Genomic DNA, 23,486 nt, shown 5'->3' with positions numbered 1-23,486 from the left:
GGGTGGTGCGCTTCGACAACCGTGACGTCGGCCGGTCGACGTCGTTCAGCGGGCCGGGCCCGTCGCCGGTGCAGCTGCTGACCCGCCGCGCACCAGTGACCTACCGGCTGGAGGACATGGCCGACGACACGGCCGGGCTGATCCGGCACGTCGCCCCGGCCGGCGCGCATGTGGTGGGCGTTTCGCTCGGTTCGATGATCGCCCAGGCCACCGCGATCCGGCACCGAGGCCTCGTCCGTTCCCTCGTCTCGATCATGGGCCGCGCGGCGATCCGCGAGGAAGGCGACGGCAGCGGCAACGTTCGGCAGCTGGCCGCCATCCTGGCCGAACGCGACCGCACTGCCGGCCTGCGCGGTTACGACCGCCCGTCGATGGTGATCCATGGCGATCGCGACCGGATCATCCTGCCGTCGGGTGGGCGGGCCACCGCAGCCGCGTTGCCGCAGGGCGAGCTGCTGATCCTCGAGGGCATGGGCCACGATCTGGCCCGTCGACTCTGGCCGGTGGTGCTCGACGGCATCGAACGCACGGTGCGGCGCAGTGAGACGGCGGGCACGAAACCCTGACGAAAGACCCACAGCGCGCAGCTGGGGCGCGCGGTCTCGCGTACAGTCCGACCGGGCTGTGGCCCGACGGCACTCTCGCCAAGCATCATTTCCAACGATCCCCACAGGGAGCCACACAGTGACGAACACCCTTGCGCTCGACGCGGTGACCAAGGCCGCACGCGACATCCTCCATCAGGGCTATGCCGTCGTGAAGCTGAGCGATCTCGACGCCGGCAACCTGCAGACCGCCATCTCGACGGCGGTGCAGTTCTTCCAGCGGCCGCTCGAGGACAAGCTGGCTCACGGCAGCGCCGACCACAACTACGGCTATCGGCCCTTCGGCATCGAGTACTCGCGGGTGCCGGAGCGCCCGGACATGAACGAGTGCTTCACGCTGTGGTCCAGCCGCCTCGACCTCATCCCGAACTCCGGCGACATCGACGAGCTCACCGGCTCCTTCCTGGACTGGCGCGACTCGCTGGCGCCGCTCGTGCAGAGCGTCCTGAACGAGGTGGCCCAGCACTTCGGTGCCGACAAGGCGCCGGCCTTCGAGAAGGCCGCCTACCTGCAGATCAACTACTGCCTGCCGGCCCCGGCCGAGCGCGACCTGCTGCAGGACCGGCACGAGGACGGCCACATGGTCACCGTCCTGCACGCCACCGCCCCTGGCCTGGAGATCTACACCGACGACGACACCGTGCAGCCCATGCTGCCCGGCAAGGACGAGGTGCTGATCATGCCCGGATCGGTGCTCACCGCGCTGTCCGGCGGGCAGATCCCGCCGCTGTACCACCAGGTACGCAACCACGGCCTCGACGACCGGCAGTCGATCATGTACTTCGTGAACCCCGAGATCGACGAGCCGCTCTACAGCTGGATCGACAACGCCGAGGGCGAGCGCACCGACATCCGCGAGCACGTGCGCAACGCGCCGTCGATGTTCGGCCTCCCGCCCGTCGAGGCCCTCTGAGCACTACCCGTCTCTAGCTCATCAACAGCGTCGAAACGTCGGGAACCGACGTTCCGACGCTGTTGATCACTGCGGAGGTGGCGGGTCAGGACGTGAGCTGGTCCAGCTCGGCGAGGTCCTCGAGCGTGGGTTGCCAGGCGCCGGCGGCGGCGTTGCGAGCCACCTGCTCGCGCGAGGTCGCGCCGGCGATGACGCTGGCGACCATGGGTTGCGCGGCCAGGCCGCCCATCGCGACGTCCAGGATCTCGACGCCGCGTGCCTTCGCGAAGCTCTCGAGCGCCTCGAGGACGTCGAAGGTCGCGTCGGTCAGGGACTCCTCGCGTCCCCAGGCCTTGATCCGGCTGCCCTCGGGCGCAGGCTCACCGCGCCGGTACTTGCCGGTGAGCAGCCCGCTGGCGAGCGGGAAGAAGGGTAGGAGCCCGACGCCGTAGTGCTCGAGTGCGGGCACGACATCTGCCTCGATACCGCGCTCGAGCCAGCTGTACTCGTTCTGTGCGCTGACGAAGCGCTCGATACCCCGGGTGCGCGCCTGCCACTCGGCCTCGGCGATCTGGAAGCCGGTGAAGTTGGAGCTGCCCAGGTAGCGGACCTTGCCCGCGTGCACGAGGTCATCGAGCGCTGACAGGGTCTCCTCGATCGGGGTGGCCGGGTCGGGCCGGTGCATCTGATACAGATCGATCCAGTCCGTGCGCAACCGGCGCAACGAGGCCTCGACCGCCTTGATCACGTAGCGCCGCGACCCGCGAACGCCCCAATCGGCGCCGTTGCCGTTGCCCCGCGGCGCGGCGTCGCTGCCGAACTTCGTGGCCAGCACGACGTCGTCGCGGCGGCCCTGGAGCAGCTCGCCGAGCCGCTCCTCCGAGGCGCCGTAGGAATCGGCGGTGTCGAACAGGGTGATGCCCTCGTCGAACGCTGCGTCGATCACCTCGCGGCTCTGGTCCATGTCGAGCTTCATGCCGAGGTTGTTCGTGCCGAGCCCCACTGCGGACACGACCAGGCCACTGCTACCGAGGCGTCTGAACTCCATACCGTCGACAGTACGACCGGGCCCGGCCGGTAGTTTCGCGGGATGCCCGCCCGCCTGACCGTCCTGTCCGGGCCGTCTGGGGTCGGTAAGGGCACGCTGGTGCGCGCGTTGCGGGAGCTGGCGCCGCACGTCTGGGTGTCGGTGTCGGCCACGACGCGCCATCCGCGCCCGGGGGAGCGCGACGGCCGCGAGTACCGCTTCGTCAGCCGCGCGGAGTTCGAGCAGATGATCGTCGAGGACGCCCTGCTCGAACATGCCGAGTTCGCCGGCAATCACTACGGGACGCCGCGGTCGCCGGTGCTCAAGCACCTCGCCGCCGACGTGCCGACGTTGCTCGAGATCGAGCTCGAGGGCGCCCGTCAGGTACGCCGCTCGATGCCCGACGCCCGCTTTGTCTTCCTGGCCCCACCCTCGCCCGAGGAGCTCGTCCACCGGCTCTCCGGCCGCGGCACCGAGTCGGCAGAGGCGCAACGCGCCCGCCTGGCCCGCGCCGAGATCGAGCTGGCCGCCGCGAGCGAGTTCGACCACGTCGTCGTCAACGAACGTGTCGACGACGCCGCCCGGCAGGTAGCCGAACTACTCGGCTGAGGGGCAGCCTGTCGGCCCCGCCGCTCAATATTCGGGTGCACGTGCCGATGGACCGGGCATGGAACGGCTGTCCGAACCCACCGCGCTCATCGACGCGGCCAGGCGCGGCCGCCCGGCGGTCGCGCTGGCCGTCCTCTTCGGCGTGGCGGCCGTCTTCACCGCGCTGCTGCGCCTCAGGGTCGGCGGCCCGTTCGTCGCCAGGGCGATAGACGACGGCGGCCAGATCGTGTCGCCGGCGCTGGGCGCTTGTTTCTGCGCGTGGCAGGCCCGACGGCTCTCCGGTGCCGAACGCCTGTCCTGGGCGCTGATAGCCGGTGGGATCGCTGCTTGGGGGATCGGCGAGGTCGTCTGGACCTACTACGAAGTGGTCGCCGGTCGCGCGACCCCGTTCCCGTCCTTGGCCGACTGCGGTTACCTGTTGTTCCCCGCCCTGGCACTGGGCGGATTGCTCGTGCGTCCCTCGTCGGCCTATGCCGGTACCGGCCGTTTCCGGGTCGTGCTCGACGGCGCGATGGTGGCCTCTGCGTTGTTCATCATCAGCTGGGAGACGACGCTGGGCAGCGTCTACCACGGTGGAGCCGACAACCTGTTCGTTCTGCTCGTCGGCCTCGCCTATCCCGTCGGCGACCTGGTGTTGATCACCGCTGCTGCCCTGATCGTCGTCCACTCGCAGCTACGCCGGGGCGACGTGTTCTTCATCAGCGGCCTGGTCGCGATCGCCCTGGCCGACAGCTACTTCTCCTACACCTCGGCGATGGGCAGCGGGAACAGCACCGGTTCGTTCGCCGACATCGGCTGGTTCGTCTCCTTCCTGCTCATGGGTCTGGGTGCGGTGTTCTACGAACACGTGCCGGCCGACCAGCGGGAACGGACCGAGTCGATCGTCCTGGTCTGCCTGCCCTACGCCTTCGTCGTGGTCGGCATCACCGCGACCGCCGTGGGGCTGGTGCGGTCCGGGATCGACTACGTCACGCTGGTCGTGTCCGTCGTTGCCATCTCGGCGCTGCTCGCCCGCCAACTGCTCGCGGTGCTCGACAACCGCCGGCTCTCCGCGGACCTGCTGGCCAGGCAGCACGAACTGCACTTCCGGGCCTTCCACGACCCGCTGACCGGCCTGGCCAACCGGGCGCTGTTCTACGACCGGGTCGCGCACGCCCTGGAACTGCACCGGCGCGACATGCGGCCGGTGTCGCTCGTCTTCTGCGACCTGGACGATTTCAAATCGGTCAACGACTCGTTGGGCCACGACGCCGGCGACACCGTCCTGACCACTGTCGCCGAGCGGTTGAACGCCATCGTCCGCGAGGGTGACACGCTGGCCCGGCTGGGCGGTGACGAGTTCGCGGTGCTGTTCGAGGACGACGGCGACGTCGCCCTGATGGCCGATCGGATGTTGCAGGCCCTCGCCCGCCCGGTCATGATCCAGAACCGGATGGTGCCCCTGCGGGCCAGCATCGGGCGCAGCACCGTCTCGGCCACCGACGGCAACATCGACGTGCCGCAGCTGCTCAAGCAGGCGGACATCGCGATGTACACGGCCAAGCGGACCGGTAAGGGCGCCGCGGTCGACTACAACGCCACGCTGGGCGGCGTCGAGTCGAACGTGCTCGACAAGCGCATCGCCTTCGCCGGCGATCTCAGCGCCGGCCGCGTCGGTACAGCGCTGCAGCCCATCTTGTCCATGGAGTGCGAGCCGTACGCGGTCGAGGCGCTCGCGCGGTGGTCCTTCGACGGTGTGGCCGTTCCGCCCGACCAGTTCGTGAAGATGGCCGAACGGGAGGGACTGCTTGCCGACCTGGACCTGCTCGTCGCCCGCAAAGCCTTGAGTCAGATGTTGCGCTACGAGCACCTGATGGCCACCCCGGTGTTGACCTCGATCAACCTCGGCCTCGGTCGCTTCGTCGAGGCGAGCATCGCCGAACGGCTCGGGACGTTGCTGGCCGAGCTCGAGGTTGCCCCGTCCAGGCTCATCGTCGAGATCACCGAGCGTGACGTCCTCGACCTCACCGTCATGCACAGCGCGCTCGCCTCGCTGCGTGACCTCGGCGTGCGCATCGCCATCGACGACTTCGGCGTCGGCCAGTCGACCCTGAGCCGGCTCGGCGCGATCCGGCCGGACATCGTCAAGCTCGATCGCAGCTTCGTCGAACCGCTCGACGATCCGACGATGTCCACCACCCTGGTGCGCGGCATCATCACGCTGGCGCACGACCTCGGCGCGGTCGTGGTCGGCGAGGGCATCGAGACCGAGCGCCAGTTCGACGTGCTGCGCTCGCTCGGTTGCGACGCCGCACAGGGCTTCTTGCTGGGTCGGCCGATGCCGATCGGCGACACGTCACCGGTCAACATCGGCATCACCGAGCCCGTCGGGATCAGCGTGCGCGACTGACCTTTGTCACGGCGTTCTACAGCGCCCGGATGATGTCCTCGACGCGGGCCTTGGCGTCGCCGAAGAGCATCTGGCTGTTGTCGCGGAAGAACAACGGGTTCTGCACGCCGGCATAGCCCGCGGCCATCGAACGCTTGAACACGACGACATTCGACGCCTCCCACACGTGCAGCACCGGCATGCCGGCGATGGGGGAGCTGGGGTCGTCGGCGGCGGCCGGGTTAACCGTGTCGTTGGCGCCGATGACCAGCACCACCGAGGTGTCGCCGAAGTCGTCGTTGATCTCGTCCATCTCGAGCACGATGTCGTAGGGCACCTTGGCCTCGGCCAGCAACACGTTCATGTGCCCGGGTAGCCGACCGGCGACGGGGTGGATACCGAAGCGGACGTCGACGCCACGCTCGCGCAGCTTGCGGGTGAGGTCGGCGACCGGGTACTGCGCCTGGGCCACGGCCATGCCGTAGCCGGGCGTGATGATCACCGTCGAGGCGTCCTTCAACAGCTCAGCGGTGTCCTCGGCGGTGATCTCGCGGTGCTCGCCGTAATCCGTGTCGTCCGCCGGGCCGGCCTCGATGCCGAACCCGCCGGCGATCACCGAGATGAACGAGCGGTTCATCGCGGTGCACATGATGTAGGACAGGTAGGCACCCGACGAGCCGACGAGCGCACCGGTGACGATGAGCAGATTGTTGTTCAGCAGGAAGCCCGACGCGGCCGCGGCCCAGCCGGAGTAGCTGTTGAGCATCGACACGACGACCGGCATGTCGCCGCCGCCGATCGAGGCCACCAGGTGCCAGCCCAGTGCCAGCGCCACGACGGTCACCGCGATGAGCAGCGGCAGGTTCGGTGAGCGCACGAACAAGACCGTGAGCACCACGAACGCGACGAGCGCGCCGATGTTGAGGTAGTTCTTGCCGGGCAGCATCAGCGGCGAGGACTTGATCCGCGCGGACAGCTTCAGGTTGGCCACGATCGAACCGGTGAAGGTGACCGCGCCGATGAAGATGCCGATGAACACCTCGGCGTGGTGGATGCGCAGCAGCGAACCGGCAAACTCTGTTTGGCCGGAGTCGTGCTCGACGGAGTAGTAACCGCTCCAGCCCACGAGCACCGCGGCGAGACCGACGAAGCTGTGCAGCAACGCGATCAGCTCGGGCATGCCCGTCATTGCGACGATGCGGGCGCGCCACAGCCCGATGGCGGCACCGATGACCACCGCGACGACGAGCAGGACGATCGCAATCGTCGCAGCGTGCTCGGTGGCCACGCCGATGGTGGCGGCGAGCGCGATGACCATGCCCGCAATGCCGTAGACGATGCCCTGCTTGGCCGTCTCGTGCTTGGACAGCCCGGCCAGGGCGAGGATGAACAGCAGGGCCGCGACGATGTACGCGGCCTCGGCGATCGAGTGTGCGTTCACTGCGACTCCTCGTTCCTCGTCGCCGCCGGAGACGTCACTGTGCTCCTTGGCTCGCTCGCACGCTCGCTCACTTGGAGAACATCCCGAGCATGCGGCGGGTCACGGCGAAGCCACCGAAGACGTTGATGGAGGCAAGCAGGATGGCCAGGAAGGCCATCACCCGCACGACCGTGTCGTCGCTCTCGCCGATCTGCAGCATGGCGCCGACGACGATGATCCCGGAGATCGCGTTGGTGATCGACATCAGCGGCGTGTGCAGTGCGTGGTGCACCTTGCCGATGACGTAGTAACCGATGACCACGGCGAGCATCAGCACCGTGAAGTGCTCGGGCACAGGCTGCGGGGCGAACTCGTTGACCAGGAACAGCACGAGCACGCCGATGCCGACGAGGGTGAACCGCCGGGTCGTCTTCTGCGCGTCGGTGAGCTGCTTCTTCGGTGGCGGGGGTTCAGCCGTGGGCTTCGCTGCTGATGTTGAACTAGCGGGCGCGGCCGACACCTGCACCGGTGGTGGGGGCCAGAGCTTCTCGCCGTTGCGGACGACGGTCATGTTGCGCTGGACGACGTCATCCCAATCGAAGACGACGCGGCCATCCTTCTCGGGCGTCAGCAGCTTCATCAGGTTCACCAGGTTCGTGCCGTAGAGCTGGGAGGCCTGTGCAGCCAGGCGGCCGGCGAGGTCGGTGTAGCCGATGATCGTCACCTTGTTGTCGGTGACCACGACCTCGCCCGGTTTCGAACCGGCCACGTTGCCGCCCTGCGCGGCGGCCATGTCGACGATCACCGAACCCGGCTTCATGGCCGCGACGTCCTGGGCTGTCAACAGCTTCGGGGCGGGACGGCCGGGGATCAGCGCGGTGGTGACGATGATGTCGACGTCCGCGGCCTGCTCGCTGTAGATCTCGGCGGCCCGGCGGTCGTAGTCCTCGGACGTCGCCTTCGCGTACCCGTCGGTCGAGGCCTCTTGCACGACGTCGACGGACAGGAACTCCCCGCCCAGCGAGCGCACCTGCTCGGCGACCTCGGGCCGCGGGTCGGTGGCCCGCACGATCGCGCCCAGGCTCGACGCCGCCCCGATCGCGGCCAGCCCAGCCACGCCCGCACCGGCCACGAGCACCTTCGCCGGCGGCACCTTGCCGGCCGCCGTGACCTGACCGGTGAAGAACCGCCCGAAGACGTGCGCGGCCTCGATGACCGCGCGGTAACCCGCGATGTTGGCCATCGAGGACAGCACGTCCAACGACTGCGCGCGGGAGATGCGCGGTACGGCGTCCATGGCCATCGCCGTGATGTTGCGACCGGCCAGCTCCTCCACGAGGTCGGGCTTGAACGCCGGGCTCAGCAGGGCAATCAGCGTCGACCCGTCCTGCAGCCGGGCGATCTCCTCGCTGGTCGGCGCGTTGACCTTCAGCACGACGTCGCTGTGCCAAGTGTTGACAGTGTCGCCGATGCTTGCGCCGGCCTCGGCGTAGGCGTCGTCGGCGAAGTCCGAGCGGATACCGGCTCCGGCCTCGACGAGCACCTCGTAGCCCAGCTTGAGCAGGGCCTCGACGGTGCGCGGTGTGGCGGCCACCCGCGTCTCGTCGCCAGCCTCCGTCACCACGCCGATGCGCTGAGCCGTCATGCACGACCTCCTCGGTCACGTTCGCGTCGTCACTGGTCGGCACAGCAGGGATGCGCGCCCGCCCGGTGACCACCGGTCTGTGATTACCGGTACCGGGCAATGTTGAGGCAATCTAGCCAACATGCGTCGCCCGCCGCCTCCCGGCCTGCTCCGGCGCGGCGTGATCGTGATCGGCGTCGCGGTATTGGGCGTCTGGTCGGTGCCTGCCGGCGCCGGTGCGGCGCCCGCCCTGCGCTACTACACCGCGTCCGGCGTCCGCACGACGGGCGGCGCCAACCCGGTCGTCGGGCCGGAACTCGCACCGGGGCTCTACCACGACACGTTCGCGTCGGCCGGCGCGTCGTACGAGGACGGGACGGCGAAGTACTACCGCGTCCGGCTGCGCAAGGGCGAAACGCCGTACCTGTCGGTCACCGAGGCGCCGCGCGGCCGCCCAGCGGCGAGCGACTCTGCGCTGCGCGTTGCGCTCTCGCTCGCGCCCGTCGATCGCAGCGTGTCCGGCTGTGAGACGACGACGTCCGGCACCGGCGACACCACCGGCGACGGTCTCGACAGCGCGACCGCCGTCCTGGCACCTGGGGTGGTCGGTGGGCCGGGCTGGAACAAGTGTCCTACCGACGCCTTCTACGCCCTGCACGTCACCCGGTCCGGTTCGGCGGCGAGCGGCACCGCGCTCGAGATGGAGATCGCCTACCGCTCCGAGCCGGCCTTCTCGGCGCCTACCGCAGCGCCGGAGTCGGGGACATCAGCAAAGAACGTCCGGGCGTCGGGCAGTGGCCCTTTGCGCACCGTCATCGGCGGAACGGGCTTCGGTGACGCGCCGACCCTGCCCGACGGTCGGTACCGCGACAGCTTCACGACAGGGGAGCGGCGCTACTACCGCGTGCACCTGCAGTGGGGGCAGCGCCTGGCGTGGACGCTCACTGTCGACCAGCTGCCACAGATCCCGGACTACCAGGGCACGCGGGGAACGGTGTTGCTCGCCAACCCGGTGCGTCAAGCGGTCGACCAGCCTGATGACGCCGAGAACGCCGGCAGCGATCTCGGTGCCAGCACGGGGGCGCTGTACGGCTCGACACTGGTGCCGACGTCCTGGGCGAACCGCCGCTCGGACGACGCCGACGTGCTGCCGTACGCGATGGACGGGGACTACTACCTGATCGTCTCGACCGCCTACCCCGACAGCACCGGGCGGACGAGCGAAGTCCCGTACGAGCTGGACGTGCAGGCCGTGGGGACGCCGACGACCGGCCCGAGCTTTGTCGTCGACGGGACTGCTGATCCGCAGACCGGCGTCGACCACACGCCGGTGGTGATCGCGTCAGTGGTCGGCGCGGTCGTCATCGTCGGGGTCGTGGTCTGGCTGTTGGTGCTGCGGCGCCGTCAGCGGCCGACCCAGACGTAGCGGTCCTTGCCCGCGGCACAGACGACGGTGCGCCCGCCGCCCGTCCTGGCCCGGTCGCCCTGCTGCTGCCAGTCGCAGGTGGTCCCGATCTCGTGCACGACGACGGCCGGGGTTCCACCGAGCGTGCCGGTGGGCGGCGCGGTGGGTTCGGTGCGGCCGCCTGAACCCTCCGTCAGCGCGAGCGTTACGGGAACCGCCACCGCGGTGGCGACGATGACGGCGGCCAGTGCTGGGACGAGCTTGCGTCGGTGCGGCCGCGGCGCGGTTGCCCGGCGGGTGGGGACGCCGGGCGACAGCGGCGGGGTGCTGAGCCAGCCGGGGGGTGGCGACACCGACGTCGAGGTGGGCACCGAGGCGACCGCGCTCAACAATGGGGTCGATCGCACATCGCCGCGCACGGCGCCGGTCGGCTGTCCGGCGAGGTCTGGTGAGGTGTCAGCGAGCTCATGGGCTGCGTCGGCGGGCAGCGGCGGCAACGTGGACCAGACGTCGATCAGCAGCCCGGACGGGGTTTGCGGGCGCACGTCGCCCAGGGCGGGACGCAGCGCGGCGCGGGCCTGCTCGGCCGACGCCGGCCGCCGCTCCGGGCCGAAAGCCGTCAACGCGCGCAGTACGTCGAACAGCGGGCCGATGCCCTCGGGCGCCGGCGCGAAACCGTCCGGTTCGTGACCGGTCAGCAGGACACCCGCCACCTGACCGGCCGCGTACAGGTCGTGCTGTGGCGTGGGCACGACGCCGCCGCGCAGCAGCTCGGGGGCGAGGTATCCCGGCGTGCCCACCATGAGCCCGACCTCGGTCAACCGGGCGTCGCTGTGGTGGATGGTCAGGCCGAAGTCGGCCAGCATCGCGTACGCGGGTCCTGTCCGGGTCGCCCTCAGCAGCAGGTTGGCCGGCTTCACGTCGCGATGCACCATGCCGGCGGCGTGCACGTGCCCCAGGCCTTCGAGCAGCTGGTCGAGGAGGACGGCCACTGTCATCGGGGCCAGCGGGCCGGTTCGGTGCACGAGTGCGGCCAGCGAGCCGCCCTCGGCCAGCTCGCTGGCGATGATGACGTGCTCGTCCTCGGCGGCCCAGGAGTACGGCGACAGCACGTGCGGCCCGGCCACGCGGACGGACTGCTCGCGCACGAAGCGCAGCAGGTCCCCGGCGTCGCGTTGGCGCAGCACCTTGGCCGCGCACAGGCGGTTCAGCTTGCGGTCGTAGGCCCGCCAAACGGTTCCGCTGCCGCCTCGTCCGATGGGATCGCACAGCGCGAAGCGGCCCGCGATCAGATCCGTCACCCGCTCATTATGGCCGGCGGGCCCGGCGGAATCGGCTTTTCAGACCCGCGATGGGTAAGCTGGACCTCGTGGTGGCACGTCCGCCGCAGCCACGTTTTCGAAAAGAGAGTTGAGTCGTGTCCGAATCCGTCTCCACCGCAGAAGGCATCACCAACCCGCCCATCGACGAGCTGCTCGAGCGCACGCAGTCGAAGTACGCGCTGGTGATCATCGCGGCCAAGCGGGCGCGCCAGATCAACGCCTACTACAGCCAGCTCGGCGAGGGCCTGCTCGAGTACGTCGGCCCGCTGGTCGAGACCGCTCCGCAGGAGAAGCCGCTGTCGATCTCGCTGCGCGAGATCAACTCCGACCTGATCGAGTTCAAGCCCTCCGAGGCCACACCCACCGCCTAGGGTCTGCCTTATGAGCAGTGTCGTGCTGGGCGTAGGCGGCGGGATCGCCGCCTACAAAGCCGCTGACCTGCTGCGCAAGCTCGCCGAGGCGGGGCACGATGTCAACGTCGTCCCCACGGCATCGGCGCTGCAGTTCGTCGGCGCTGCCACCTGGGCCGCGCTCTCGCATCACCCCGTCTCGTCCGAGGTCTGGTCCGAGGCCGACCGCGTGCCGCACGTCCAGCTCGGCCGGCAGGCCGACCTCGTCGTGGTGGCGCCGGCCACCGCCGACCTGCTGGCCCGCGCCGCGCACGGACTCGCTGACGACCTGCTTACCAACACGCTGCTGACGGCGCGATGTCCGGTGCTGTTCGTCCCGGCCATGCACACCGAGATGTGGGAGCACCCGGCCACCGTCGACAACGTCGCCACGCTGCGCCGTCGCGGCTCGGTGGTGATGGAGCCGGCAAGCGGCCGCCTCACCGGGACCGACACCGGCAAGGGCCGGCTGCCGGAGCCCGTCCAGATCGCCCAGCTCGCCGAGCTGCTGCTGCACCGCGGCGACGCCCTGCCGTACGACCTGGCCGGACTCCACGTGCTGGTCAGCGCCGGCGGCACCCGCGAACCGCTGGACCCGGTGCGTTTCCTCGGCAACAACTCTTCCGGCCGGCAGGGGTACGCCGTTGCGGCCGTCGCTGCGGCGCGCGGCGCGCAGGTCACCGTCGTCTCGGCGAACGTCGAGCTGCCCGACCCGGCAGGCGTGGAGGTCGTGCGGGTCGGGACCGCGCTCGAACTGCGCGACGCGATCGACAAGGCCGCGCAGGACGCCGACGTCGTAGTGATGGCTGCGGCGGTCGCCGACTTCCGGCCCGTCGCGCAGGCCGCGCACAAGATCAAGAAATCTGGTGAACCCCCCGAGCCGTTACCGCTGGAGGAGAACCCGGACGTCCTGGCCGGGCTCGTCGCCGCACGGCGGTTGGGTACTGTGCTCGTCGGCTTCGCGGCCGAGACCGGCGACGAGCAGCACACCGTGCTCGAGCTCGGCCGGGCCAAGCTGGCCCGCAAGGGCTGCGACCTGCTCGTCGTCAACCAAGTCGGTCCGGGCCGGGCGTTCGGGCAGCTCGACAACGCCGCCGTCATCCTGGGCAGTGACGGTGCCGAGACGGTGGTCGACCACGGACCCAAAGCCGCGCTCGCCGCCGCCCTGTGGGACGCGGTGGCCACCCGGCTGCACGGGTGACGGCCCGCAGAAACGCCGCCCGACCAGTGCCGCCAGGCCGTCTTCCCTGCTCGCTCGCTAGACTTTGGCCGACCGTCAACCCGCAACTTTCCGGAGATCTGTGTGAGCCGCCGCCTCTTCACGTCCGAGTCCGTCACCGAGGGCCACCCGGACAAGATCGCTGACCAGATCAGCGACTCCATCCTGGACGCGCTGCTGGCCGACGACCCGCAGAGCCGGGTCGCCGTCGAGACGCTGATCATGACCGGTCAGGTGCACGTCGCGGGTGAGGTCACGACGTCCGCGTGGGCCGACATCCCCAAGCTCGTCCGCGACCGCATCATCGAGATCGGCTACGACAGCTCGCGCAAGGGCTTCGACGGCGAGTCGTGCGGCGTCAGCATCTCGATCGGCGCGCAGTCCGCCGACATCGCCCAGGGCGTCGACACCGCCTACGAGAAGCGCGTCGAGTCCTCTGAGGACGAGATCGCCTCGCAGGGCGCGGGCGACCAGGGCCTGATGTTCGGCTACGCCAGCGACGAGACGCCCGAGTTGATGCCGCTGCCGATCTGGCTGGCGCACCGGCTGGCCGAGAAGCTCACTGAGGTCCGCAAGAACGGCACCGTGCCCTACCTGCGTCCCGACGGCAAGACCCAGGTGACCATCGAGTACGTCGACGACAAGGCCGTGCGCCTCGACACCGTCGTCGTGTCCAGCCAGCACGCCGAGGACATCGACCTCGACACGCTGCTCAAGCCCGACATCGAGGAGCACGTGGTCCGGCCGGTGCTCGAGGGGTTGTCCATCGACACCTCGGACTACCGCCTGCTGGTGAACCCGACCGGGCGCTTCGTCATCGGCGGCCCTATGGGTGACGCCGGGCTCACCGGGCGAAAGATCATCGTCGACACCTACGGCGGCATGGCCCGCCACGGTGGCGGCGCGTTCTCCGGCAAGGACCCGTCGAAGGTCGACCGCTCGGCCGCCTACGCCATGCGTTGGGTGGCCAAGAACGTCGTGGCCGCCGGATTGGCCAAGCGGTGCGAGGTCCAGGTCGCCTATGCAATCGGCAAGGCCGAGCCGGTGGGTCTGTTCGTCGAGACGTTCGGCACGGAGACGGTTGACGTCGACAAGATCGCCGATGCGATCACCCAGGTGTTCGACCTGCGCCCGGCCGCGATCATCCGTGACCTCGACCTCAAGCGGCCGATCTACGCCAAGACCGCCGCCTACGGCCACTTCGGCCGCGAGGACGCCGACTTCACCTGGGAGAAGACCGACCGCGCCGACCAGCTGGGCAAGCTCGCCCGGGGCTGACCGGTATTGGGGCTGACCCGCGCCGAAACCGTCGGCGGGCGCTGATAGGCATGTCGCATGACGGCCGGCCGACCTGCAGCACCGAAGGCAGTTCGGATGCCGGCCGACTCCGACCCGATCGCGCGGCTCTACGTCGACGTCCCGCTGCCGCACCTCGATCGGCTCTTCGACTACCTGGTGCCCGCCACCCTGGACGCCGAGGTGACCCCCGGTTCGCGGGTTCGGGTGCGCTTCGCCGGTCGGCTCGTCGACGCCTACGTGCTCGAGCGGACATCGGCCAGCGGGCACGCGGGCACGTTGGCCTTCGTCGAGCGGGCGGTGGGCGCCGAACCCGTCCTGACGTCCGAGACCGCTGCGCTGTTCCGGGCCGTTGCCGATCGGTGGGCCGGGAACTTCGTCGACGTCGTCCGGTTGGGCGTGCCGTCGCGACACGCGCGGGCCGAGGCCGCCCAGCCGGTTGCGCTGGCTGAACTCCCTGAGGTGGCGGCCGATGTGTCGCACTACCGTGCCGGGCCGGCGTTCCTGGCCGCGCTGGCCGACGGCAAGGCAGCCCGCGCGGTGTGGTCAATGCTGCCCGGTGACGACTGGGCCGCCCGGTTGGCCGAGACGGCGCGGATCGCTTACGACGCCGGGCGCGGCGTCGTGCTCGTCGTCCCTGATGGACGCGACCTCGCCCATGTCGACGCTGCACTGACCGCAGTGCTCGGCGCCGGGCGGCACGTCGCGCTGTCGGCCGACCTCGGACCTGCCGAGCGCTATCGTCGCTGGCTCGCACTGCGCCGGGGAGTCGTGCGGGTCGCGGTGGGCACCCGCGCCGCGGCCTACGCCCCGGTCGCCGACGTGGGCCTGCTCGCGATCTGGGACGACGGCGACGACCTGCACGCCGAGCAACGGGCGCCCTACCCGCACGCCCGCGACGTCCTGGTGCTGCGCTCGGCCCTGTCCGGCGCCGCCCTGGTGCTGGCCGGGCACGCCCGCACGGCCGAGGCGCAGCAGCTCGTCGAGACGGGCTGGGCGCACGAGATCGTGCCCGCGCGTGGCGTCCTGCGCTCGTCAGGGCCGTGGGTCCGGGCGGTCGCCGACGACGTCGAGCTCGCCCGCGATCCTGCCGCGGCGGCTGCCCGGTTGCCGAGCCTGGCGTGGCGCACGACCCGCGACGCGCTGCAGGCCGGCCAAACCGTGCTGGTTCAGGTGCCGCGCGGCGGGTACGTCCCGTCGCTGGCGTGTGCCCGCGACCGAACGCCGGCGCGATGCGCCTTCTGCGCGGGCCCTCTTGCCGCGCCGTCCGAACGGGCCGTGCCGGTCTGCCGTTGGTGCGCGCGGGCCGCGACGGGGTGGGCCTGCCCCACCTGCGGCGGGACGCGGCTGCGGGCCAGCGTCGTGGGCTCGGCGCGCACCGCCGAGGAGCTCGGCCGCGCCTTCCCGGGAGTGCCGATCCGGATGTCGGGCGGTGAGCACGTCCTGGCCGACGTCCCGCCCGACGCCGCGGTCGTGGTGTGCACGCCGGGCGCCGAGCCGGTGTGCGCGGGTGGTTACGGCGCGGCGTTGCTGCTCGACGGCTGGGCGCTGCTGTCGCGCCCCGACCTGCGGGCGGCTGAAGAGGCGTTGCGCCGCTGGGCCAATGCTGCTGCGCTCGTGCGTCCTGGCGGGGCAGTGATCGTCGGCGCCGACGCGGGCGTGCCGGCGGTGCAGGCGCTGGTGCGCTGGGACCCTGCCGGCTTCGCGGCGCGCGAGCTGTCCGAGCGTGCGGAGCTCGACTTCCCGCCAGTGTCGCGGATGGCGTCACTGACCGGTTCGTCCGCGACCCTCACCGAGCTCGTGGCGGCCCTCGACGCGCCTGAGGGTCTGCAGGTCATCGGGCCGGTGCCGGTCGAGCGTGACGCCCATCGCGTGCTGCTGCGGGTCCCTCGCGCGCGCGGCGCCGAGCTGGCGCACGCGCTGAGGATCGCGGCGGCCGGGCGATCCGCCCGTCGTTCCGCCGAGCCGGTCCGCATCCAGCTGGACCCGCTCGAGCTGCTCTAGCTCGCGCTACTGCCGGTGATCAACAGCGCCGAAACGGTGCGAGACGACGTTTCGGCGCTGTTGATCACGAACGGAATTAGGTCAGCGAGGCGTTACGCGCGGCACGTCCGGAGATCGCGTCGTCGTAGGCGATCTCTTCGCCGGGGACCGCCGGGTTGGCCAGGGCGTCGCCCTCGCGAGCGAGCGCCTCGAGCGGCGAGTCGTGGTGGACATTCCCGTCGGCGTCACTGTGCACGTACTTCTCGCCGCGCATGAGCGAGGCGCCGACGGCAAGCAGCAACATGATGATCGCCGCGGTGAAGGCGATCGTCAGGCCGTGCATGAACGGGCCCGAGAGCAGGCTCGGGAAGAAGTGCCCGTTGTAGATCTTGTCGCCCACGGCGGGGGAGGCGTTCGGCACGAGCTCCTTGATCGGGTTACCGCCGAGGAACGCAGCGAACAGGATGCCCACCGGCGAGGCGTGCGAGGCCTGCGTAGCCGTGGCCTGGTCGACCCCGGCCCCGGTGAGACCGCCCGAAAGCGCACCCGGCAGCCGCGCCGCCAGTCCGATGGCCATCAGCGTGAAGAAGCCGCCCAGCGAGATGACCATGCCCGCGTTCATGCCGGTGGCGCGGATGCCCGAGGCAGCGCCCCGCGACGTGGCCGGGACGGCGTTCATGATCGCGGCCGCGTTCGGGGCCGACATCAGGCCCATGCCGATGCCGTTCAGCGCCAGCAAGGTGGCGAACACGAGGTAGTTGAAGTCGGCCGGCAGCAGGATCAGGCCGCCGAACGTGCAGGCCGACAGCAGCAGGCCGCCGCTGGCGAAGGCGCGCGCGCCGAACCGGTCGGACACCGCACCCGAGGCCGGGCCAGCGATCAGGAAGCCGATGGTGAGCGGGAGCATGTAGATGCCTGCCCACAGCGGGGTGTCCTCGAAGCTGTAGCCGTGCAGCGGCAACCAGATGCCCTGCAGCCAGATGATCAACATGAACTGCAGGCCGCCGCGCGACATCGCCGCCAGCAGGTTGACGGCCTGCCCGGCGCTGAAGGCGCGGATGCGGAACAGCCGCATGTCGATCATCGGGTCGCTGACCCGCTTCTCGATGAGAACGAAGGCGACGAGGAGGGCCACGCCGATCACCAGGCCGGCGACCACCTTGGGCGACGTCCAACCCATCGCGTGCCCGCCGTAGGGCTGCAGGCCGTAGGTGACCGCGACGAGTGCCGAGATGAGGCCGACACCGAAGGTGAGGTTGCCCCACCAGTCGATGACCACCTTGGTCGAGCGGTCACGGGGCTCATCCTTCAGCGTGCGGTAGCCCATCCACGTGCCCCAGGCGCCGATCGGGACGCTGACCCAGAACACCGCGCGCCAGTCCCACTCGGACAACACGCCGCCGATGACCAGGCCGAAGAACGACCCGGCGATCGCGGCCACCTGGTTCACCCCGAGTGCAAAACCGCGCCGGTCGGCCGGGAACGCGTCGGTGATGATGGCGCTCGAGTTCGCGGTCACCATGGCGCCGCCCACGCCCTGCAGGATGCGCAGCAGGATGATCTCGAGCGCGCCCGCCCCGCCGGAGTTGGGTACCAGCGCGCAACCTATGGAGCCGATCGTGAAGATCAGAAAGCCGAGGTTGAAGATCCGGGCCCGGCCGTACTGGTCACCGAGCCGGCCGAAGGTCACCACCAGCACCGCGGTGACGAGCATGAAGCCCATCAACATCCACAGCAGGTAGCTGATGTTCGACGGCGCCAGCGGGTCGAGCCCGAGGCCGCGGAAGATCGCCGGCAGCGAGATCAGCAGAATGGACGAGTTCAGGGTGGCGGCCAGCATGCCCACGGTGGTCACCGAGAGCGCGATGCGCCGGTCATGCGTTGCGGTCTGCTGCACGGTCGTCCTTTCGTTCGTTAGGCATCCTAACTAATTCCCAGGATCTATGCACGTACGCCTTCTCGCTAGACTCGGCCGCTGTTATCTACCGCACTGATGCAGTTTCGCCAGGGAGAGAGAGAAGTGACCGTCCAGCCCATCCGGCTCTTCGGCGATCCCGTGCTCCGCACGCCCGCCGACGTCGTCACCGACTTCGACAGGGAACTGCGAACGCTGGTGGCCGACCTCGAGGCCACGATGCTCGACGCGCCCGGCGCCGGCTTGGCCGCACCGCAGATCGGCGTCGGGCTGCGGGTGTTCACCTATCACGTCACCGGAGAGGGGGAGGGGCACCTCGTCAATCCGGTGCTGCACTTCCCCGACGACGAGGAGCAGGACGGTCCCGAGGGCTGCCTGTCCATCCCCGGGCTGCAGTTCGACTGCCGTCGCAAGGAGCACGTCGTCGCGCACGGGCAGAACATGTACGGCGACCCGATCACCGTCGAGGGCACCGCCCGGCTCGCCCGCGCGATCCAGCACGAGACCGACCACCTCGACGGCGTGCTGTTCGTCGACCGGCTCGACACCGGGACGCGCAAGGCGGCGATGAAGGCGATCCGCGAGGCGGAATGGAACGGCGTCCCGGTGCCCACCGTCAAAGTCAGCCCCCACGGTGTCAGCCTGCACGGTCGATGAGACTTGCCCTTGCCGGTACGCCGGCGGCCGCGGTGCGCACCCTGCAGGCCCTGCTCGACGCGCCGCAGCACGACGTGGTAACCGTGATCACCCGCCCGCCGGCGCGCTCCGGGCGCGGTCGGACGGTGGCCGAGTCGCCGGTCGCCAGCCTGGCCCGAGAGGCGGGCGTCCCGATCCTGACGCCGGCGAAGCCGGCTGAACCGGGCTTTCTCGAGCAGCTTCGTGCCCTTGGCGTCGACTGCTGCCCGGTCGTCGCTTACGGCGCCCTGCTGCCCGCAAGCGCACTCGCGGTGCCCCGTCTCGGCTGGGTGAACCTGCATTTCTCGCTGTTGCCGGCCTGGCGCGGTGCGGCCCCGGTGCAGCATGCCGTCCTGCACGGGGACGAGGTCACCGGCGCCTCGACGTTCCTCATCGAGCAGGGCCTGGACACCGGGCCCGTCTACGGCGTCGTGACCGAGACCATCCGGCCGACCGACACGAGCGGCGACCTGCTCGAACGGCTCGCGGTCAGTGGCGCCGGGCTGATGGTGGCCACGATGGACGGCCTGGCCGATGGCAGCCTGGTGGCCGTGCCGCAGTCGCCGGACGGTGTCTCGATCGCACCCAAGCTGAACCCGGGTGACGCCGAGGTCCACTGGACGTCGCCGGGCCGGCACGTCGACCGGCTGATCCGGGCCTGCACGCCGGCGCCGGGCGCGTGGACGACGTTCCGGGGCGAGCGGTTGAAGCTGGGCCCGGTGAGCCTGCGCGGCGGCAACGAGCTGTCGCCCGGTGAGCTTCGGGTCGAACGCGGCAGCGTCGCGGTCGGCACCGCCACGCTCGAGGTCGCTCTCGAACAGGTGCAGCCGCCCGGCAAGCGCCCGATGCCGGCCGCCGACTGGGCGCGCGGCGCCCGCATCGAGTCTGGCGAGCGCCTCGGTGCCTGACTCGCGACCGGCCAACTCGCACCGCGGTGGCCAACGCCGGCCGGCCCGCCGGCCCACCGGACGGCCACCGGGGGCTCCGGCGAGCAAGAACCGGGCGGCGCGGCCGCCGGCGGTCGACCCGGCCCGCACGGTCGCGCTTGCGCTGCTGCGCGCGGTGGACAGCCAGGACGCCTACGCCAACCTGGTGCTGCCGCGGCTCGTCGCCGACGCCGGGCTCGACACCCGCGACGCGGGCCTGGCGACAGAACTGGGCTACGGCACCCTGCGTGCGCTGGGCACCCTGGACGACGTCATCGGCCGCTGCCTCGACCGGCCGCTGACGGAAGTACAGCCCGGTGTCCGCGACCTGCTGCGGCTCGGCGCCTACCAGGCGCTGCGTACCCGCATCCCGGCCCACGCCGCGGTTGCCACCACCGTCGATCTGGCCCATACCAGCGGGTACGGCCGGGCGGCCGGGCTCGTCAACGCCGTGCTGCGCAAGGTGACCGCGCACGACTGGGAGGGCTGGACCGACGAGCTGGCGCGCGGTCGTAACCCGCTCGCGGCGCTGGCCGTGCGGACCGGCCACCCGCAGTGGATCGCCGCCGCGTTCGCGGCCGCACTGGGCGACGACGTCGACGGCGACCTCGCCGAGACCGCCCGCGCGCTCGCCGCCGACGACGAGCGCCCGCTCACCCACCTCGTGGCCTGGCCCGGCGTCGCCACGGTCACGGAATTGCTGGCTGCTCTTCCTGATGCCGAACCCGGGCCGTACTCGCCCTACGCCGTGCGGATGGCCGGCGGCGACCCCGGCGACCTGCCCGGCGTGCGCGACAAACGGGTCGGCGTCCAGGACGAGGGCAGCCAGCTGTGTGCGCTCGCTCTCGCGGCGGCACCACTCGACGGGCGCGACGAGTACTGGCTCGATCTGTGCGCAGGCCCGGGTGGCAAGGCTGCGCTGCTCGCTGCGCTGGCCGTCGAGCGGGGGGCGACGCTGACCGCGAACGAGGTCCGCCCGCACCGCGCCGATCTCGTCCGCCGGGTCACCGATCGGTGGGGCGTCGAGGTCCTGGTCGGCGACGGCCGGGAGCTGCCCCGGCCCGCCGATGGGGGGTACGACCGGGTGCTGCTCGACGCTCCGTGCAGCGGGCTGGGCGCGCTCCGCCGTCGGCCCGAGTCCCGCTGGCGGCGCAGTGCCGACGACGTTGCCGACCTCGCCGTCCTGCAGCGCGAGCTGCTCGCCGCTGCGTTGCGCCTCACCCGTCGCGGCGGGGTCGTCGCCTACGTCACCTGCTCACCGCACCCGGCCGAGACGACGGAGATCGTCGCGGACCACGACCTGCTCGACGCCCGCGCGGCGTTCCCGGGTGTCCCCAATCTCGGCGACGGTCCGACCGTGCAGCTCTGGCCATACCTGCACGGCACCGACGCCATGTTCTGCGCCCTGATCCGCCGCTGACGTGTCGACGGCGCCGCGCTCCTAGACTCGTGAGAGTGACGTCCCACGGACCGGCTGAGCCCATGATCGCGCCGAGCATCCTGTCCGCCGACTTCGCGAACCTCGGCGCCGCGGCCGACGCGGTGGCCAACTGCGACTGGCTGCACGTCGACGTCATGGACAACCACTTCGTCCCCAACCTGACGCTCGGGCCGCCCGTGGTGAAAGCCCTGCACGCGCACACCGACCTCCCGCTCGACTGCCATCTGATGATCGACGATCCGGACCGCTGGGCACCGGGGTACGCCGAGCTGGGCGCCGCTAACGTCACCTTCCACGTCGAGGCGGCCACCGACGCCGTGCAAACGGCGCGGGCGATCCGCAAGGCCGGCGCCCTGGCCGGGTTGTCGATCAAGCCCGGTACGCCCATCGAGCCGTACCTCGATGTGCTGCGCGAGTTCGACACGCTGCTGGTGATGACCGTCGAGCCGGGCTTCGGCGGCCAGCAGTTCATGGCCGAGGTGCTGCCCAAGGTTCGCACTGCCCGCGAGCACGTCCGGGCCGGGCACCTGCGGCTGTTCATCGAGGTCGACGGGGGCATCGCGCCGGACACCATCGAGGCGGCTGCCGAGGCGGGCGCCGACGTTTTCGTCGCCGGGTCCGCCGTCTTCGGCGCCGACGACCCCGGTCGGGCCGTCGAGGCGTTGCGTGCGCAGGCCCGCGGTTCGATGTCGGTATGACCGAAGCAACTGACGCTGAACAGGCCGCGATGCACCGGGCGCTCGCGCTGGCCGAGACGGTCCGCGGGACGACAAGTCCGAATCCTGCCGTCGGGGCAGTGATTCTGGGCGCCGACGGCACCCTTGTCGGCGAGGGCGCCACCGCTCCTGCCGGCGGCCCGCATGCCGAAGTACGGGCGCTGCGCACGGCAGGTCCCGCAGCCCGCGGCGGCACCGCGGTCACCACCCTCGAACCCTGTGCGCACACCGGCCGCACGGGTCCCTGCGTCGATGCGCTGCTGGCGGCGGGCATCGAACGAGTCGTCTACGCCGTCGGCGATCCTGACCCGGTCGCCGGCGGGGGAGCGGAGCGCCTGCGTGCCGCCGGCGTCGAGGTCGTCGCCGGCGTCGAGCTGCACGCCGCGGAGTCCGGCGCGCTGCGCCCATGGCTGCACGCGGTCCGTGCCGGCCGGCCCTTCGTCACCTGGAAGTACGCCGCCACGCTCGACGGGCGGGTCGCCGCCGCCGACTGGACGTCGCGCTGGATCACCGGTGCAGTCGCACGTGCCGACGTCCACCGCCTGCGCGCCGAGGTCGACGCCGTGCTGGTCGGCAGCGGCACGGTGCTCACCGACGACCCGCAGCTGACCGTCCGCGACGGTGACATCGACGCCACGCGCCAGCCGCTGCGGGTCGTGCTCGACCGCCGCCACCGGGTGCCCGACGACGCGCGGGTGCTCGACGCCGCCGCCGAGAGCCTTGTCCTGGACACCGCTGCGCCGCAGTTCGCGCTCAAGGCGCTGCACGACCGCGGCGTACGGCACGTCCTGCTCGAGGGTGGACCCACCCTGGCCGGGGCGTTCATCGAGGCGCGCTGCGTCGACGAGGTCGTGGGTTACCTGGCTCCGGTCCTGCTCGGCGCCGGGCCGAGCGCCCTCGGCGACGCGGGCATCGGAACACTGGCCGACGCCGCCGTGTTAGACGTGGAGTCGGTGACCCGCCTGGGCAGTGACATCAAGATCGTGGCGCGTCCTCGTTGGGCAGACGAGACCACGCCCGACACGACTGGGGACGGCTGAGACGTGTTCACCGGGATCATCGAGGAAGTCGGCGAGGTCGCCGCCATCAGCCGCAGCGGCGACTCGGCCGTGCTCACCGTCCGCGCCACCCGCGTCGTGGACGACGTCGTCCACGGTGCCTCGATCGCGGTGAACGGCGTCTGCCTCACCGTTGTCGGGTGGGGCGAGCCGACCGACGGGACCGTCGGCCTCGACTTCGACGTCATGGGCGAGACGCTCGCGCGCTCGGTGATCGGCGGTCTCGCAGTAGGTGACCGGGTCAACCTAGAACGCGCCGTACGAGCTGACGCCCGGCTCGACGGACACGTCGTCCAGGGCCACGTCGACGGCACCGGGACCGTGGTCTCCCGTACCCCGGGCGACGCGTGGGAGGCGGTGCGCTTCTCGGTGCCACCGGAGCTCGCGCGCTTCCTTGCCGAGAAAGGGTCGGTGGCCGTGGACGGGGTGTCGTTGACGGTCAGCGGCGTGGGCCCGGACTGGTTCGAGGTGGGGCTCATCCCCGAGACGCTGCGCGCGACCACCCTGGGTGGGCGGCAACCCGGCGATGCTGTCAACCTGGAAGCGGATGTACTCGCCAAGTACGTCGCCCGACTGATGGAGACCAAGTGACCGAC

20 protein-coding genes are annotated in these 23,486 nt (G+C 70.8%); 15 read left to right on the top strand and 5 right to left on the bottom strand.

All coding sequences use genetic code 11. The annotated features are described in order from the left end of the window. Window positions 1-5: 5 nt before the first annotated feature. Both ACFFC4_RS10020 and ACFFC4_RS10015 read left to right on the top strand, forming a co-directional pair. A complete protein-coding gene (locus tag ACFFC4_RS10020) occupies window positions 6-566 on the top strand; it encodes an alpha/beta fold hydrolase (RefSeq protein ID WP_375500343.1) in 561 nt (186 codons plus the stop codon). Between the two features lie 118 nt (window positions 567-684). Next, window positions 685-1,518 (top strand): 2OG-Fe(II) oxygenase family protein, encoded by an 834-nt coding sequence (locus ACFFC4_RS10015; protein WP_375500341.1) that lies wholly within the window; start codon window positions 685-687, stop codon window positions 1,516-1,518. An 85-nt stretch (window positions 1,519-1,603) separates the two neighbouring features. Here ACFFC4_RS10015 and ACFFC4_RS10010 read toward each other — a convergent pair whose 3' ends face one another. Next, window positions 1,604-2,545 carry an aldo/keto reductase gene (locus ACFFC4_RS10010; protein ID WP_375500339.1) on the bottom strand — a complete coding sequence of 314 codons (942 nt, stop codon included), beginning with the start codon at window positions 2,543-2,545 and terminating at the stop codon, window positions 1,604-1,606. A 42-nt stretch (window positions 2,546-2,587) separates the two neighbouring features. Here ACFFC4_RS10010 and gmk point away from each other — a divergent pair, with 42 nt between their 5' ends. Together gmk and ACFFC4_RS10000 are read left to right on the top strand one after the other, a co-directional pair. After that, window positions 2,588-3,133, top strand: a complete 546-nt coding sequence (gmk, locus tag ACFFC4_RS10005; RefSeq protein WP_375500337.1) for a guanylate kinase — start codon at window positions 2,588-2,590, stop codon at window positions 3,131-3,133. Between the two features lie 58 nt (window positions 3,134-3,191). After that, a complete protein-coding gene (locus ACFFC4_RS10000; protein WP_375500335.1) occupies window positions 3,192-5,522 on the top strand; it encodes a putative bifunctional diguanylate cyclase/phosphodiesterase in 2,331 nt (776 codons plus the stop codon). A 16-nt stretch (window positions 5,523-5,538) separates the two neighbouring features. On the opposite strand, the gene pntB is transcribed toward ACFFC4_RS10000, so the two are convergent. Both pntB and ACFFC4_RS09990 read right to left on the bottom strand, forming a co-directional pair. Then, window positions 5,539-6,942: a Re/Si-specific NAD(P)(+) transhydrogenase subunit beta gene (gene pntB / locus ACFFC4_RS09995; protein ID WP_375500333.1), complete on the bottom strand. Its 1,404-nt coding sequence runs from the start codon at window positions 6,940-6,942 to the stop codon at window positions 5,539-5,541. Between the two features lie 67 nt (window positions 6,943-7,009). Further along, a complete protein-coding gene (locus ACFFC4_RS09990; RefSeq protein ID WP_375500331.1) occupies window positions 7,010-8,566 on the bottom strand; it encodes a Re/Si-specific NAD(P)(+) transhydrogenase subunit alpha in 1,557 nt (518 codons plus the stop codon). 121 nt (window positions 8,567-8,687) lie between these two features. On the opposite strand from ACFFC4_RS09990, the gene ACFFC4_RS09985 reads away from it, so the two are divergent. Continuing rightward, window positions 8,688-9,971, top strand: coding sequence for a hypothetical protein (locus tag ACFFC4_RS09985; protein WP_375500329.1), 1,284 nt, complete (start codon window positions 8,688-8,690; stop codon window positions 9,969-9,971). On the opposite strand, the gene ACFFC4_RS09980 is transcribed toward ACFFC4_RS09985, so the two are convergent. After that, on the bottom strand, window positions 9,950-11,251 hold the full coding sequence (locus tag ACFFC4_RS09980; protein WP_375500327.1) for a protein kinase: 1,302 nt from the start codon (window positions 11,249-11,251) through the stop codon (window positions 9,950-9,952). The genes ACFFC4_RS09985 and ACFFC4_RS09980 overlap by 22 nt on opposite strands. Window positions 11,252-11,367: 116 nt before the next feature. Between ACFFC4_RS09980 and rpoZ the strand changes: the two genes are divergently transcribed. From rpoZ to ACFFC4_RS09960, 4 genes are all read left to right on the top strand, one after another. Then, window positions 11,368-11,643, top strand: a complete 276-nt coding sequence (rpoZ, locus tag ACFFC4_RS09975) for a DNA-directed RNA polymerase subunit omega (protein WP_375500325.1) — start codon at window positions 11,368-11,370, stop codon at window positions 11,641-11,643. A 10-nt stretch (window positions 11,644-11,653) separates the two neighbouring features. Continuing rightward, the gene (gene coaBC / locus ACFFC4_RS09970; protein WP_375500323.1) at window positions 11,654-12,862 is read left to right on the top strand and encodes a bifunctional phosphopantothenoylcysteine decarboxylase/phosphopantothenate--cysteine ligase CoaBC; all 1,209 of its coding nucleotides are present in this window, start codon (window positions 11,654-11,656) and stop codon (window positions 12,860-12,862) included. Between the two features lie 102 nt (window positions 12,863-12,964). After that, window positions 12,965-14,158 carry a methionine adenosyltransferase gene (gene metK / locus ACFFC4_RS09965; RefSeq protein ID WP_375500321.1) on the top strand — a complete coding sequence of 398 codons (1,194 nt, stop codon included), beginning with the start codon at window positions 12,965-12,967 and terminating at the stop codon, window positions 14,156-14,158. A 96-nt stretch (window positions 14,159-14,254) separates the two neighbouring features. Then, window positions 14,255-16,180 (top strand): primosomal protein N', encoded by a 1,926-nt coding sequence (locus ACFFC4_RS09960; RefSeq protein WP_375500319.1) that lies wholly within the window; start codon window positions 14,255-14,257, stop codon window positions 16,178-16,180. Window positions 16,181-16,256: 76 nt separating this feature from the next. Here ACFFC4_RS09960 and ACFFC4_RS09955 read toward each other — a convergent pair whose 3' ends face one another. Beyond that, a complete protein-coding gene (locus tag ACFFC4_RS09955) occupies window positions 16,257-17,999 on the bottom strand; it encodes an MFS transporter (protein ID WP_375500434.1) in 1,743 nt (580 codons plus the stop codon). Window positions 18,000-18,179: 180 nt separating this feature from the next. On the opposite strand from ACFFC4_RS09955, the gene def reads away from it, so the two are divergent. The 6 genes from def to ACFFC4_RS09925 all read left to right on the top strand — a co-directional run bounded on the left by def (window position 18,180) and on the right by ACFFC4_RS09925 (window position 23,481). After that, entirely contained in the window at window positions 18,180-18,731 is a 552-nt protein-coding gene (gene def, locus ACFFC4_RS09950; RefSeq protein ID WP_375500317.1) for a peptide deformylase, read from the top strand. After that, on the top strand, window positions 18,728-19,657 hold the full coding sequence (locus ACFFC4_RS09945) for a methionyl-tRNA formyltransferase (protein WP_375500315.1): 930 nt from the start codon (window positions 18,728-18,730) through the stop codon (window positions 19,655-19,657). Before def ends, ACFFC4_RS09945 begins: the two co-directional genes overlap by 4 nt. Then, window positions 19,650-21,095, top strand: coding sequence for an RsmB/NOP family class I SAM-dependent RNA methyltransferase (locus ACFFC4_RS09940; RefSeq protein WP_375500313.1), 1,446 nt, complete (start codon window positions 19,650-19,652; stop codon window positions 21,093-21,095). The genes ACFFC4_RS09945 and ACFFC4_RS09940 overlap by 8 nt, the downstream gene beginning before the upstream one ends. 62 nt (window positions 21,096-21,157) lie before the next feature. Next, window positions 21,158-21,814 carry a ribulose-phosphate 3-epimerase gene (gene rpe / locus ACFFC4_RS09935; protein WP_375500432.1) on the top strand — a complete coding sequence of 219 codons (657 nt, stop codon included), beginning with the start codon at window positions 21,158-21,160 and terminating at the stop codon, window positions 21,812-21,814. Next, entirely contained in the window at window positions 21,811-22,872 is a 1,062-nt protein-coding gene (ribD, locus tag ACFFC4_RS09930; RefSeq protein WP_375500311.1) for a bifunctional diaminohydroxyphosphoribosylaminopyrimidine deaminase/5-amino-6-(5-phosphoribosylamino)uracil reductase RibD, read from the top strand. Before rpe ends, ribD begins: the two co-directional genes overlap by 4 nt. 3 nt (window positions 22,873-22,875) lie before the next feature. Continuing rightward, complete coding sequence (locus ACFFC4_RS09925) at window positions 22,876-23,481, top strand: riboflavin synthase (RefSeq protein WP_375500309.1); 606 nt, start codon at window positions 22,876-22,878, stop codon at window positions 23,479-23,481. Window positions 23,482-23,486: the final 5 nt, after the last annotated feature.

The sequence above is a fragment of the uncultured Jatrophihabitans sp. genome (assembly GCF_964244045.1).
Taxonomy (GTDB): domain Bacteria; phylum Actinomycetota; class Actinomycetes; order Mycobacteriales; family Jatrophihabitantaceae; genus Jatrophihabitans.
The sequence above is the reverse complement of the archived record's forward strand: the minus strand, read 5'-3'. Positions and strand labels throughout refer to the sequence as shown.